The sequence below is a fragment of the Streptomyces sp. NPDC026538 genome (genome assembly GCF_055567535.1).
Genome location: NZ_JBVHQG010000001.1, coordinates 664,123 through 676,099 on the forward strand (window position 1 = coordinate 664,123; position 11,977 = coordinate 676,099).

At 68.3% G+C, this 11,977-nt stretch carries 13 protein-coding genes; 7 read left to right on the forward strand and 6 right to left on the reverse strand.

What is annotated here, in order from left to right; translation table 11 throughout:
* Positions 1-155: 155 nt before the first annotated feature.
* On the forward strand, positions 156-785 hold the full coding sequence (locus ACZ4N4_RS03080; RefSeq protein WP_467583771.1) for a TetR family transcriptional regulator: 630 nt from the start codon (positions 156-158) through the stop codon (positions 783-785).
* Positions 786-1,185: 400 nt separating this feature from the next.
* Here ACZ4N4_RS03080 and ACZ4N4_RS03085 read toward each other — a convergent pair whose 3' ends face one another.
* Positions 1,186-2,049, reverse strand: a complete 864-nt coding sequence (locus tag ACZ4N4_RS03085) for a tetratricopeptide repeat protein (protein ID WP_467583774.1) — start codon at positions 2,047-2,049, stop codon at positions 1,186-1,188.
* Between the two features lie 245 nt (positions 2,050-2,294).
* Between ACZ4N4_RS03085 and ACZ4N4_RS03090 the strand changes: the two genes are divergently transcribed.
* Positions 2,295-2,921 (forward strand): maltokinase N-terminal cap-like domain-containing protein, encoded by a 627-nt coding sequence (locus ACZ4N4_RS03090; RefSeq protein WP_467583777.1) that lies wholly within the window; start codon positions 2,295-2,297, stop codon positions 2,919-2,921.
* A 159-nt stretch (positions 2,922-3,080) separates the two neighbouring features.
* On the opposite strand, the gene ACZ4N4_RS03095 is transcribed toward ACZ4N4_RS03090, so the two are convergent.
* The 3 genes from ACZ4N4_RS03095 to ACZ4N4_RS03105 form a co-directional block, all read right to left on the reverse strand.
* The gene (locus ACZ4N4_RS03095; protein WP_467583780.1) at positions 3,081-3,314 is read right to left on the reverse strand and encodes a ferredoxin; all 234 of its coding nucleotides are present in this window, start codon (positions 3,312-3,314) and stop codon (positions 3,081-3,083) included.
* Positions 3,315-3,323: 9 nt separating this feature from the next.
* Positions 3,324-4,781 (reverse strand): aldehyde dehydrogenase, encoded by a 1,458-nt coding sequence (locus ACZ4N4_RS03100; protein ID WP_453575293.1) that lies wholly within the window; start codon positions 4,779-4,781, stop codon positions 3,324-3,326.
* A 135-nt stretch (positions 4,782-4,916) separates the two neighbouring features.
* Positions 4,917-5,174, reverse strand: a complete 258-nt coding sequence (locus tag ACZ4N4_RS03105; protein ID WP_467583783.1) for a tyrosine-type recombinase/integrase — start codon at positions 5,172-5,174, stop codon at positions 4,917-4,919.
* Between the two features lie 241 nt (positions 5,175-5,415).
* Here ACZ4N4_RS03105 and ACZ4N4_RS03110 point away from each other — a divergent pair, with 241 nt between their 5' ends.
* Both ACZ4N4_RS03110 and ACZ4N4_RS03115 read left to right on the forward strand, forming a co-directional pair.
* Entirely contained in the window at positions 5,416-5,721 is a 306-nt protein-coding gene (locus tag ACZ4N4_RS03110; RefSeq protein WP_467583786.1) for a hypothetical protein, read from the forward strand.
* Between the two features lie 28 nt (positions 5,722-5,749).
* Complete coding sequence (locus ACZ4N4_RS03115; protein ID WP_467583789.1) at positions 5,750-6,220, forward strand: NUDIX hydrolase; 471 nt, start codon at positions 5,750-5,752, stop codon at positions 6,218-6,220.
* Positions 6,221-6,441: 221 nt separating this feature from the next.
* On the opposite strand, the gene ACZ4N4_RS03120 is transcribed toward ACZ4N4_RS03115, so the two are convergent.
* Entirely contained in the window at positions 6,442-6,873 is a 432-nt protein-coding gene (locus tag ACZ4N4_RS03120) for an HD domain-containing protein (protein ID WP_467583792.1), read from the reverse strand.
* Between the two features lie 1,201 nt (positions 6,874-8,074).
* On the opposite strand from ACZ4N4_RS03120, the gene ACZ4N4_RS03125 reads away from it, so the two are divergent.
* The 3 genes from ACZ4N4_RS03125 (at position 8,075) to ACZ4N4_RS03135 (ending at position 11,087) form a co-directional block, all read left to right on the forward strand.
* Positions 8,075-8,908, forward strand: coding sequence for a DUF4365 domain-containing protein (locus ACZ4N4_RS03125; protein WP_467583795.1), 834 nt, complete (start codon positions 8,075-8,077; stop codon positions 8,906-8,908).
* A 405-nt stretch (positions 8,909-9,313) separates the two neighbouring features.
* Positions 9,314-9,490 (forward strand): dehydrogenase, encoded by a 177-nt coding sequence (locus tag ACZ4N4_RS03130; RefSeq protein ID WP_467583798.1) that lies wholly within the window; start codon positions 9,314-9,316, stop codon positions 9,488-9,490.
* A gap of 517 nt (positions 9,491-10,007) precedes the next feature.
* The gene (locus tag ACZ4N4_RS03135; protein ID WP_467583800.1) at positions 10,008-11,087 is read left to right on the forward strand and encodes an MBL fold metallo-hydrolase; all 1,080 of its coding nucleotides are present in this window, start codon (positions 10,008-10,010) and stop codon (positions 11,085-11,087) included.
* A gap of 75 nt (positions 11,088-11,162) precedes the next feature.
* Here the strand turns inward: ACZ4N4_RS03135 and ACZ4N4_RS03140 are convergent, their stop codons facing one another.
* Positions 11,163-11,744, reverse strand: coding sequence for an XRE family transcriptional regulator (locus tag ACZ4N4_RS03140; RefSeq protein ID WP_453577418.1), 582 nt, complete (start codon positions 11,742-11,744; stop codon positions 11,163-11,165).
* Positions 11,745-11,977: the final 233 nt, after the last annotated feature.

Here is an 11,977-nt window from a genome sequence, read left to right on the forward strand (position 1 = left end):
TTCAGACTTGATCGTTCAAGAGGCTCTGAATCTACCGGCAGGTAGGGGCGGAGTGAGCAGTGGATCAGGTGATTCGCGCCACGACGCGACCCCTGCCATGCTGTCTGATCACTCGCCCTGAGCACTGCCCTCACCGACTGTCACGGACGGGACCCATGCCTGCGGAAGCCAAGGTGGACATCGGCGCCAGATCGGCCACTCCGCCGCTCACCGAGCGGCAGGAGGCCCGGCGCCGCCGCATCCTGCACGCGAGCGCCCAGCTGGCCAGCCGGGGCGGTTTCGACGCGGTGCAGATGCGCGAGGTGGCCGAGTCCTCCCAGGTGGCGCTGGGCACGCTCTACCGCTACTTCCCCTCCAAGGTCCACCTGCTGGTCGCGACCATGCAGGACCAGCTGGAGCACATGCACGGCACGCTGCGCAAGAAGCCGCCGGCGGGCGAGACGGCGTCCGAGCGGGTCGCCGAGACCCTGATGCGGGCCTTCCGGGCCCTGCAGCGCGAGCCGCACCTGGCCGACGCGATGGTCCGCGCCCTCACCTTCGCCGACCGCAGCGTCTCTCCCGAGGTGGACCAGGTCTCCCGGCAGACGACGGCGATCATCCTGGACGCGATGGGCCTGACCGACCCGTCCCCCGCCCAGCTCTCCGCCGTCCGCGTCATCGAGCACACCTGGCACTCGGCCCTGATCACCTGGCTGTCGGGCCGCGCCTCCATCGCCCAGGTGAAGATCGACATCGAGACGGTCTGCCGGCTGATCGACCTGACGGAGCCGGGCGGGAAGCAGTAGCCCGGGCGCGCTCGGGGCATGGCTCGGTGCGCGGCTCGGGGCATGCGAAGACCTACGAGACGGGTTCCCTTCGCCGGCATGGTCCGGATCAGGTGATGGGGGTCGCCGTCCGGCAAAACCGCTGCCTTCCGACCTCTCAGCCCGACCGTCGACGTCGGCACTGGCGGATGCGTATGCATCTGCGTCACGCCTGAGTCGGCTACGCCGCTCGGACTCCCTCACTCGCCTCGTAGGCTGATTTCAGGATAGAACGCCCGAACGGGAATAGACCACCCCAATGGGGGATTTTTTCTACTTTTCTTGATATGGGTCACACGCGAGCGCCTGCGGCGCGCAACCCCGCCGCTCACGACCCGCTACCCCACCCCTCACAACCCGCTACCCCACCGCTTCCGGCGCGCTACCCCACCGTTGTCAGCCCGCTCCAGCTCCGCCCGAGCGCGGTCTCCCCGGCCCAGCGCTCCAGCAGCAGCCGGGCCTCGGCCTCCGGGGCCGCCAGGGACACCCGCTGGGCCCCTGCGTGGACCTTGCGCGACTGTTCGTGGGTGCCCTCGCTGCAGCAGGAGCAGAGCATCTCCAGGCTGCTCGCGGGTTCCGCGCCGAAGTCGTGCTCGACGAAGAGGGCGAGCAGCGCGTCGAGGTCGGCGGCCTCCCCGGCGTTCACCGTCACCTCAAGGGTCGGCAGCCCGGACGCCCGGAGGAGGAGCAGTTCGTCGAAGACGGGGAACTCGCGGCCCTCGACCACCCGGCGCCCCGTGGGCTCGCCGTCGTGCACGACGATCTCCCCGAACCGCCGTCCCGCCGTCACCGGCACGTTCATCACCCTCCCCCGCGTCGGGCACAGCCGGTCGATCCACACGACCTCCCGCTCACCACCGGTGTCCAGCCGCACACAGGCCGCCCCGAACCGCCCGTCGATCTCCCCCTCCCCTGCCGGGAGTTCGATGCCGAAACCGGCCCAGGCGTCCCGGGCGGTGGCCCAGTCGCCCTGGATGGTGGCCGCGATACCGAGGTTCCAGAAGGCCGGGTCGCCCTCGCCGCGCGGCGCCCGGGCAGCGGCCTCGCGACCCAGTGCGCAGGCCTTGGCCCAGTTGCGCAGGAACTTGTGGGCGAGCGCGGCGTCGTACCACCACACCGCGCTCCGCTCCTCGTCCGGGAACCGCGCGAGAACCTGCTCGAAGAGCCCGGCGGCGGACAGCCACTCCTCGGCCTCCCACGCCTCGTAGGCCGCTTTGATCAGGCCCTCGGCCTCGGTCTTGCGCACGTTCCCCACCCTGGTCGGCCTGTCGGACCGCTGGAGCGTATCCCAGGCCACCGACAGACCAGGCTGGGCCACCGAGGTGCCGCGCCGGGAAGTTGCCAGGCCACGCCGGGCGGTTGGCAGGCCGGCGCCAAGCCACCCCGTCAGCTGCCGGATCAGCCCCGGATCAGCCGCCGAGTCAGCGCTCGGATCAGCCCTCGGGTGAAAAGCCCCTGGCGGGGCCCTGCCCCTGATCGGAGAATGTCCCCATGGCACTCATCCACCACACCACCCTCAAGCCCACCAAGGTCGAACTCCTCGCCGGCTGGCTCCCCACCCGCCCCTGGTACCGCGGCCCCGCCGCGCCGGAGTTGGTGAAGGCCGGCGGGTTCCGGCTGGACGACCCGGAGGGCGAGGTGGGGATCGAGTTCATGATCGTCACGGAGGGCTCGGACGCGTATCTCGTACCGCTCACCTACCGCGCAGCCCCGCTCGACGGCGCCGAGCACGCGCTCGTCGGGACCATGGAACACGGTGTGCTCGGCACGCGCTGGACCTACGACGGCTGCCACGACCCCGTGCTGACGGCCGGGTTGGTGGCCCTGATCGAGGGACGTACCGCGGCGCAGGCGCAGAGCGTCACCGACACGCCCGACCAGGAGGTCGCCCGCGGCTACACCGCGGCGGCTCCGCTCCCCGGCCTCGGCGCCCCCGTCGACACCGACGAGAGCACCGAGTTCGCCGTGGCGGACGAGGGCCTGGTCCTGCGGCTGCGCCGCGTACTGACCCCCGGCTCACTGCCGGCCGCCGACGCGGCCGGGTATGTCACCGGAGCCTGGCAGCAGCCGGACGGCACCCGGGCCAGGGCGCTGTTCGCCGCTCTCGAGCCTCGCTAAGCCCACGGGCGGGAGCCAGGCCTCGGTCAGGAGTCGGTCCCCAGGCGGAAGCCAGTCCCCAGGCAGGAGCCGGTCCCCAGGCAGGAGCCGGTCCCCAGACGGAAGCCTGTCCCCAGGCGGAAGCCAGGCCTCGATCGGAAGCCGGCCCTCGATCGGAAGCTACTCCTCGGGTGGGAAGACAGGTTCCCCGGTGTCCAGCAGTGTGATCGTGATCGCCTCCACCGGGCAGTTCTCGGCCGCGTCGAGGATCCTGCCGTTGGCGTCCGTCTCCGGGTCCACGGGGTGGGACTGCATGGCGGAGTCGAGGCGGAAGGCCCCGGTGGCGCGGTTGACGCACTGAGCCGAGCCGATGCAGATCGAACGGTCGACCTCGACGTGCCAACGGTCACCCATGGCGTCCTCTCACCCCTCCCAGCCGGCCGGCAGGTGGATCATCTTGTGTTCGAGGAACTCGCTGTAGCCCTCGGGCCCGAACTCCCGCCCCAGACCGGAGTTCTTGTAGCCGCCGAACGGACCGAGCATGTCCAGGCTGAAGGTGTTGACGGAGTAGGTGCCCGTACGGACCTGCCGCGCGACCTCGATACCGTGCTCCACATCCGCCGTCCACACGCTGCCGCTCAGCCCGTAGTCCGAGTCGTTCGCGATCTTCAGGGCCTCGGACTCGTCGCCGTAGGGGAGGAGGCAGATAACCGGGCCGAAGATCTCCTCCCTGGCTATCCGCATGGAGTTGTCGACGTCGCCGAAGAGGGTCGGCTCGACGTACCAGCCCTTCTCCAGACCCGCAGGACGGCCGCCGCCCGTGAGGATCTTCGCGCCTTCCTCCTGGCCGATCCGGATGTAGTCCAGGTTCCGCTGTTGCTGGCGGCGGGCGACGAGGGGGCCCACCTGGGTGGCCGGGTCGAGCGGGTCGCCCACCTTCAGGGCGCTCGCCGCCGCCGCGAGGGCGTCGGCGAACTCGTCGTAGCGGGAGCGCGGGACGAGGATGCGGGTCTGGGCGACGCACGCCTGACCGTTGTTCATCCAGGCCGCCGGGACGATCCCGGCGACGGAGGCGGCCACATCGGCGTCCGGCAGTACGACCGCGGCCGACTTGCCGCCCAGCTCCAGCGTCACCCGGGTGAGGTTCTTCGCGGCCACCTCCATCACCCGCTTGCCGGCCGCGACCGAGCCGGTGAAGGAGACCTTGTCGACGCCCGGATGCGAGACGAGATACTCGCTCACCTCGCGGTCCGCCGGAAGGATGGACAGCACCCCGTCCGGCAGTCCGGCCTCCTTGGTGATCTCACCGAGTATGTAGGCGTCCAGCGGCGACTCCGGGGACGGCTTGAGCACCACCGTGCAGCCGGTGAGCAGCGCGGGGGCGAGCTTGGCGGCGGCCACGAACTGCGGCACGTTCCAGGGCACGACGGCCGCCACGACCCCGACCGGCTCCCGCCGGACCAGGATCTTCCCCAGCACCCCGTCGCGCGTCTCCTCGTACGTGAAGTCGCGTGCCACCCTGATCGCCGCGTCCCACACCATCATCGCGCCGAGCGCCTGCGCGAGCACGCTCCACGAGTACGGCGAACCGTTCTCGGAGGAGATCACCCGCGCGATCTCCTCGTGCCGTACGGCGATCGCGTCCTTGATCCGAGTGACGACCTCGACCCGCTCCGCAAGGCTCATCCGCGGCCAGGGCCCCTCGTCGAAGGCCCGCCGCGCGACCCCGACGGCCCGGTCCACGTCCTCCCGCGAGGCATGCGGCACCCGCCCGAAGACCTCCTCGGTGTGCGGCGACACCACCTCGATGACGTCCTTGCCCAGGGGGTCGGTCAACTCCCCGCCGATGAACAGCTGCCCATGTTCCAGGAACTCGGTCATGGCGCCCCGCCACCCTTCCTGACGATGTTTCAGAACTGATACCAGTTCTAGTTAAAGTAGTCCACGGACAGCACAGGAATGCCCCTGACCAGCGGTTTCCCGATGATCAGGGGCGGGTGCGAAAGTCGTGGGCCGTCAGGGGGCCGTCGGGTCCTTGTGGGCCGTCCGGTACATCTCGTCGACGGCCTTGCGCGTACGCGTCTCGCTGCTCGGCATGAGATGGGTGTAGGTGCGCAGCGTGAACCCGGCGTCGGCATGGCCGAGGTAGGCGCTCAGGGCCTTGATGCTCTCCCCGGAGTCGAGGAGCACCGAGGCGTAGAAGTGCCGTAGCGCGTGCATGCCGTCTTCGCGGGCTTCCTTGTACCGCTCCCCCGGCGCGGGCTTGGGGATCACTCCAGCTGCGGCCAGCGCAGGCTTCCAGGCGTGTGCGTTGAAGGCGTTGCGCCAGACTGCCCCGCCCTCAACGCCACTGAAGAAGAGGAGCAGCAGGTCAAGGTCGTGGAACGGAAGTTGGTCTTCGCTCCGCCCAAGAACGGCAACTGCCGGACTCGGTCGCCTTCGCGCTCGCCGAGCACATGACGGCCTTGCATCCAGGGCAGCGTGACGTCGACCGGCGGGAGGCGACCCGGAGTCCGTGGCTGTTCGCCAGCGTGACGAGGAGGAGGGCATCGGCGACGACCTGGCGGCACGAGCGCGGATCACTCGCCGGTACTTGCAGCCCGCCATGTCGACGCCCGGCGTCGAGATCCGGCTGCACCACACGATCCTCTACAACTCGATCTACCGCTTCGATGACGACGTGCTGGTCAACCCTCACGTGCTGGGAGCCCCCGCAGGACAGAACCCGGTGATGCACTTCAAGTACCTGCCGGGTGCACGGACGTTCCGGCACTACATGCGGAGCTTCGACTACGCGTGGGACCAGGGCCGGAAGGCGTGAACCGCGTTCGACGTGCGAGGCTGAACGCATGGCACGCGTCGACTACTTCAACGACCCGAACGCCCCGAAGGCGAACAGCCTCGTCCCCTCCGTGACCGCCGTAGCCCGCAACGAGGCCGGGGAAGTGCTGCTCATCCACAAGACCGACAACGACTTGTGGGCCCTGCCAGGAGGCGGAATCGACCTGGGCGAGTCAGCCCCCAACGCGGCCGTACGCGAGACCAAGGAAGAGACCGGCTTCGATGTCGAGGTGACCGGCCTGGTCGGGATCTACACGAACCCCGGGCACGTCATGGCGTACGACGACGGCGAAGTCCGCCAGCAGTTCTCCATCTGCTTCCACGCGCGCATCGTCGGCGGCCAGCTGCGGACGAGCAGCGAGAGCAAGGAGGTCGCCTTCGTCGATCCGAGCAGGCTGGACGAGCTGACCATCCACCCGTCGATGCGCATGCGGATCGACCACGGGCTCGCCGACCGGACCGAGCCCTACATCGGTTGATGCCCTCGATAGGGTCCCGCCATGAACGAAACCGACCCGGCGACAGAAGCGGCAAAGGGCCGAGTGCCCCTCTGGCTAGACCCCGATGACCTGCGATGGCTGGCTAGCCACTGCTGCTGCCCCGAGGACGCGTCCGATGAGGAGAAGGACCGCTGTGGACGTATGCGCTTCCGCGCCAGCGCGGCGCTGCACAAGCACGGGCACTCGCGCTGAGCAAGTGATCAGGAGCCGACGCCGAGACGGACGCGCGTCCGCTGGACAGCCGCACGGAGGTACGGCCGCGCCTTGCTGATCGCGTTGTGCACTTCGCTGCCCGGCTCATAGCGGACGAGGATCTCGTCGATCCGTGTATCGAAGTCGAAGGGCTGTCCGGCGGGACCGGTCGTCATGTCGGCGAAGATCAACGCGTCGAGGACGGGGGAGTCTTCGCGCTCGTAGACGGCCAGCTCTGCCGAGAGGCCGCGCTGCTCTGCTTCGTACACGGCCCCGGAGTGGTGGGCGACGAGCCGCACGAGACGCGCCGGCGCTCCCAGCGCTTCCACATAGCGAGCACCGTCGAGGGGATGGAACCCGGTCTCGCGCAGCTCGGGTGCGTAGCCGATGTCATGGAGCCACGCTGCGGCGACGAGAAGATCACGATCAGCCTCCGACACAGCCGCGGCAGCCTCTTGAGCGCGTGCGGCTACAGCCAGAGTGTGCAGCCAACGGTTCCCGAGCTGGGAAGCAGAGACTCGGCTAGCTCGGCCGCTCCCTGAGGCGTGTCCAGTGCAGAAGGCATGCCTGGAACGGTAGCCGAGGCGAGTGCTGAGCCGACAGGCCACGATCGAGCGGTTCCGATCAATGGGTGCGGTACAACTTTCCCTACTTCATCAAGGCGGCTCGCTCCGCTCCCCGCGCGCGGCCCGGCCCCCGGCCGGGCCTGCGCTCCTGTCTCCGTCCCGCTCCAGCCCGGCCGGCGCCCGTGCCGCGCGCACAGCAATCAGCCGCCTGACGTCAGAGAAGGGGTACGTCGTGGCTGGGGCGGTCGGCTCCACGGCTTTACGGAGCCACTTTGGCGCGAGCCTCGCAGATCGTGGAGGACCTTGATCCTTACGATAAAATTGGCTTCTATGAACGCATGGTGCAGCTGCAAACGAGCGCCCCTACTCGAATTGCGTTCGATAGTATGAGGCCTTGTGACTAGTTTCCGATGCCGGCATCGTTCTGCGAAGCCTTGGTAGGCTATCTCAGCTCGCTGACGTGAGTTGATCCCGCGCACCGAGTGCCGTTAGGTGAGTGTCTAACTGCGTGACAACGCCGACGAATAATCGCGGACGAGTACGGACACCTGCGGATATCAGCGCAGGTGAAGGGTGCTCTGATCCAAGGTGGCGCGCCTACCCTAGTTACTTCGGGACGAAGAGGTCACCACCCAAGGTCTCACCGTCGCGCTTCCGCCGGCGCGGCTTGCTGCTCTGGTCGACGACATGGCAGCGTGGCTGATACCGGTGGGGTGCGTCGAGGCACACGCGTGCGTGGTCGGTCGACGCACCCGCCATCGTGGCTGACTGTCGTCGGCTGAGAATCAAACACTCCGGGCTCTAGCTCCGCCAAGGAACGTTCGAGGCGAAGGGAACGTGCCACTCACGTGCCAGATCCTGCGGGGAACCACGGGGAACAGCGGGAACTTGCCCCTGGTGCGACCAAGACTCCAACACCGCTCCGCCGCAGGTCAGCTCAGCATCTGCCGCCGCAAGACCCGAGCTTCCCAAGCTCATGGCACAGGTACGAACGTCTGCATGCAACTCGCTTGACGTCACAGTGTCAGACCCGGATGGCACTGTAGGCGACCAACCACGCAGATGGGGGCGGGACATGACGGTGATTCCGAGTGGACGGCGGGTCGAACAGGCAGCAGTGAACGCTCTGCGCACTCTCCTGCAAAGTCACGATCACGTCGTAGAGGAGATCTCGGGGCAGAACGACTACGGCGAGGACCTGTATGTCACCTTCGCTGACGCCGGGCGAGTGACCAACGACGTCATAAAGGTACAGGTGAAGGGGGGCGTCTCATGGAGACGTTCTTACGGCTACGCAGTACCGGTGCGACAGCACTCCGAGACCTGGGCAAACGGCAACGTGCCTGTATTCTGTGTCGTCTTTGACCCGGAAACAGATAAGTTGTACTGGGCGAACGCTACGAAGCAGCTCCGTGTTGGAGGGCAGAAGGGCCGCCGTCCGCGCACCATCAGGCTGTCTGGGGCGTCAATACTGGATGCCAGCACCATAACGGACTTCGTAAATGAAGCCCGTGCGTACGTCGGCGGGTATCGGGGACGGAACGCGGTCCTGAGTCATCTCGGAGAGATGGCAGGCGTAGTCTTCGATCGCTCAGACTACGTCCTGCATTGGGTCAATGAGTTCGATGAGCAGTTGATCTTCTGGCAGCGCCCCGGGGAGTTTTACGCCACGCTTCTGCACAGTGACCTCGACTGGGATCCGATCCCGATCATACCTAGCGGGTTGCTCCTGCCCGGCGCATGGGCTCAGGGACTCGATTTCGGCGAAGACTTCCCTGAGGAGTTGCGGCGTAGCTCGCCAATCCCGGTCATCAGTGGCGTGATCCTGAACATGCCGGAGGCCTTGTGGCTCGCCTCCTGCTTCTCTACGACGGAGAGGTTCCGGCATGGTGTTGAGGTGCCGAGATGAGAGAGCTGCCGACCACACGCACGCTCGACCGGCGGGCTGCCAGCGACCGTGTGTCTAACTGCGTGACAACCGCGACGCACAACCGCGAATAACCGCGGACGTCAGCGGACCATCAGCCCAGGTGAGGGACACCGCAACCCAAGAACAACGGGCACCCCGAGTTGCTTCGGGACGAAGAGGTCCTCACCCAAGGTCTCACCGCCATGCTTCCGCCGGACGCTTTGCTCCGGTCGACCGCATGGCAGCGTGGCTGAGGCCGTTGGGATCGCAGCGAGGCACACGTATACGTAGTCAGTTGGCGCAGCCGCCATCGTGGCTGACGGTCGTGGGCTGAGGTCCAGACCTCCGACGGCTTACCGCAGTCCAGGATGGAGCTCGCGGCCGCTCCCCAATAAGGTGCGCTGCATGACCAGCGACGCGCCGGCCTGTCTCGAGTGCAATCAGCCCGTGAAGTCCGGTGGCTTCGTGCTCTCCGGCCGGGAGGACGACAACCGGCGCGCATGCCGCGCGTTGTGGCAGTGCGCGGACCGGCACACATGGTGGCGCTGGGCGGACCGACCAGACGATCCGTTGGAGGTCTGACCAGTTCCGGAGCTGTCTCGGTGACATCCAACGCTGACATCAACGAGCCCGGACGGCGGCATACGTCAACACCCTCGCACGACCTCCGGAGCTGCCGACTACGGCCCCACGAACAGGTGTAGATCGAACTCCTAATGCTGGGGTCACACGGCGGCGCCACCGACGGCAGTGACGGCGGTGCTGGCGGCAACGACGGCGGACGGCAGCGGTACTCGGCAACCCGGCACGGTGCCGGCATAGAACGAGCGGACCGCCTCACCAGGGCGTGCCCGCATCTTCTAAGCACCGGACCACAGATGCCGTACAGCAGTCAGTGCAGCAACCACCGCTTCGCGGGCTGGGCCGTATCTGGGCCGTCCGGCAGTGACCAACGTCGACAGGCGGCGACAGGTGATGCGGACATCAGCGCAGGTCAGCCCAACATCCCATAGTGTCGGTCGACTTGAGCACCCATTGAAACCAGTTCTAGTTATAGTGAGCAATGGCCGTGAGGCGGTGCGGGGGCGGAGGGCGACGAATGGCGAACAGTCAGGGCGAGCAGGACGAGTCCGCGGCGGGGCGGGCGGAGGTGACCGTTCACGATCACGGCGGGGGCGTACGGTCCGTCGAGGTTCCCATTCCGGACAATCCCCTCGGCTACACGCTGGTGTACGTCGTGGACACCGACCGGGGGCCGGTCCTCGTCGACACCGGCTGGGACGATCCCGGGTCGTGGGACGTACTGGTGGCGGGGCTGGAGGCGTGCGGCATCGGCATCGGGGAGGTGCACGGGGTCGTCATCACCCACCACCACCCCGATCACCACGGGCTGTCGGGGCGGGTGCGGGAGGCGTCCGGGGCCTGGCTCGCCATGCACGCGGCCGACGCGGCGATCGTGCGTCGGGCCCGGGAGACCCGGCCCGAGCGGTGGTTCACCTACATGGCGGCGAAGCTGACGGCCGCGGGAGCGCCCGAGGAACACGTGGCGCCCCTGCGCGGGGGACCCCGCCGCCGCGACTCGCCGCCGGGACTGTCCCCGGCCCTCCCCGACCGCGAGATCCTCCCCGGCGAACTCCTCGACCTGCCCGGCCGCCGGCTGCGCGCCGTCTGGACGCCGGGGCACACGCCCGGCCACGTCTGCCTGCACCTGGAGGAAGAGCACCCGGCCCGACTCCCCGGCCTGGGGCGCCTGTTCTCCGGCGACCATCTGCTCCCCGAGATCACCCCGCACATCGGCCTGTACGAGGACCCCGACGACGCGACCGTCACCGACCCCCTCGGCGACTACCTCGACTCCCTGGAACGCATCGGCCGTCTCGCCCCCGCCGAGGTGCTCCCGGCCCACCAGTACACCTTCACCGACGCGCCGGCACGGGTACGGGAGCTCCTGGCCCACCACGAGGAACGCCTCACCGCGCTCCATGTCCTCCTCCAACAGCCCCTGAACTTGTGGCAGTTGGCCGTACGGATGGAGTGGAACCGGCCCTGGGAGCAGATCCCCTACGGATCGCGGAACATCGCCGTCTCGGAGGCGGAGGCCCATCTGCGGCGCCTGGTGAAACTGGGGCTCGTGGAGCCGGTGACGGGAAGCGAGCCGGTCACGTACGTGGCGGTGTAGTAAGGAGCGCATGGACCCCTTGGACCCACTCCTCACCGAACGCGCCTGCGGCCCCGTTCATGCCTGGTTGGCAGGCTAGTTGGCGGCCGTCTCGGACGTGATGAGCATCTCTGCCAGGTCGGCGAGGGTGGTGAGCTGGCGTGGGTTCATCTGCGGGGCGCGGGCGGCCAGCCGGACCAGGCCGCTCTCCCGCAGCCGGGACAGCGGGTCGGCCTGTGCCTCCAGTCCCTGCAACACCGGCTGGAGCGCCTCGTACAGTGCCTCGGGCTCGTCGGCGGTGAAGAAGCCGGGCGGCAGCCCGAAGAACCGCCGTAGCCGGTCGGTGTGTTCGAGGCCCGGCATGCCGCTCTTGCGCCACTCGCTCAGCCACTGCCTGCTGGTGCCTGCGATCGCCGCGAGCTCGCCCAGCGAGTACCGCTTGCCGTCGGGCCGGCGCCGGTTCTCGCGGATGAAGTCCAGCCGCTGGCGGACCCGTTCGGCCAGCCCCGCCTCGGGCGCGGTCCCGCCGGCGAGCAGTTCGGCGACGGTCCCGACGGGGATCCCGGTGCGGTGGGACAGGTCGGCCACGTCCAGCACCTCGGACAGCCGCCCGGGCCGTCCGGTCAGTTCCCCGAGCCGTGCCAGTACGCCGGTCAGCGGGGCATGGGCGTCACTCACCAAGGTCCCCCAGGAGACACGTCGTTGACCGGTCGGTCGGCCGAGCAGTCGGTCGGCCGAGCAGACGCGAGGTTATCGAATTCCCGTGCCCGGTCACCAGACATGACAAGGGTCACTGCGGAACGGGGCAGCAATCGTTGACATATGACGGTTCGCCAGAAAGGATCGGGAACGATCACGTCACCCAGGCCATGGTCGAACCGACCCGCCCCGGGTGCCGCCTATGGGGGAGC

Excerpts from the sequence above, each read along its gene's own strand:
- ACZ4N4_RS03100 (WP_453575293.1), bottom strand. The coding sequence starts at position 4,781 with ATGACCGAGTTCCTGGAACATGGGCAGCTGTTCATCGGCGGGGAGTTG.
- ACZ4N4_RS03115 (WP_467583789.1), top strand. The coding sequence starts at position 5,750 with ATGGCACGCGTCGACTACTTCAACGACCCGAACGCCCCGAAGGCGAAC.
- ACZ4N4_RS03080 (WP_467583771.1), top strand. The coding sequence starts at position 156 with ATGCCTGCGGAAGCCAAGGTGGACATCGGCGCCAGATCGGCCACTCCG.
- ACZ4N4_RS03135 (WP_467583800.1), top strand. The coding sequence starts at position 10,008 with ATGGCGAACAGTCAGGGCGAGCAGGACGAGTCCGCGGCGGGGCGGGCG.
- ACZ4N4_RS03130 (WP_467583798.1), top strand. The coding sequence starts at position 9,314 with ATGACCAGCGACGCGCCGGCCTGTCTCGAGTGCAATCAGCCCGTGAAG.
- ACZ4N4_RS03125 (WP_467583795.1), top strand. The coding sequence starts at position 8,075 with ATGACGGTGATTCCGAGTGGACGGCGGGTCGAACAGGCAGCAGTGAAC.
- ACZ4N4_RS03090 (WP_467583777.1), top strand. The coding sequence starts at position 2,295 with ATGGCACTCATCCACCACACCACCCTCAAGCCCACCAAGGTCGAACTC.
- ACZ4N4_RS03095 (WP_467583780.1), bottom strand. The coding sequence starts at position 3,314 with ATGGGTGACCGTTGGCACGTCGAGGTCGACCGTTCGATCTGCATCGGC.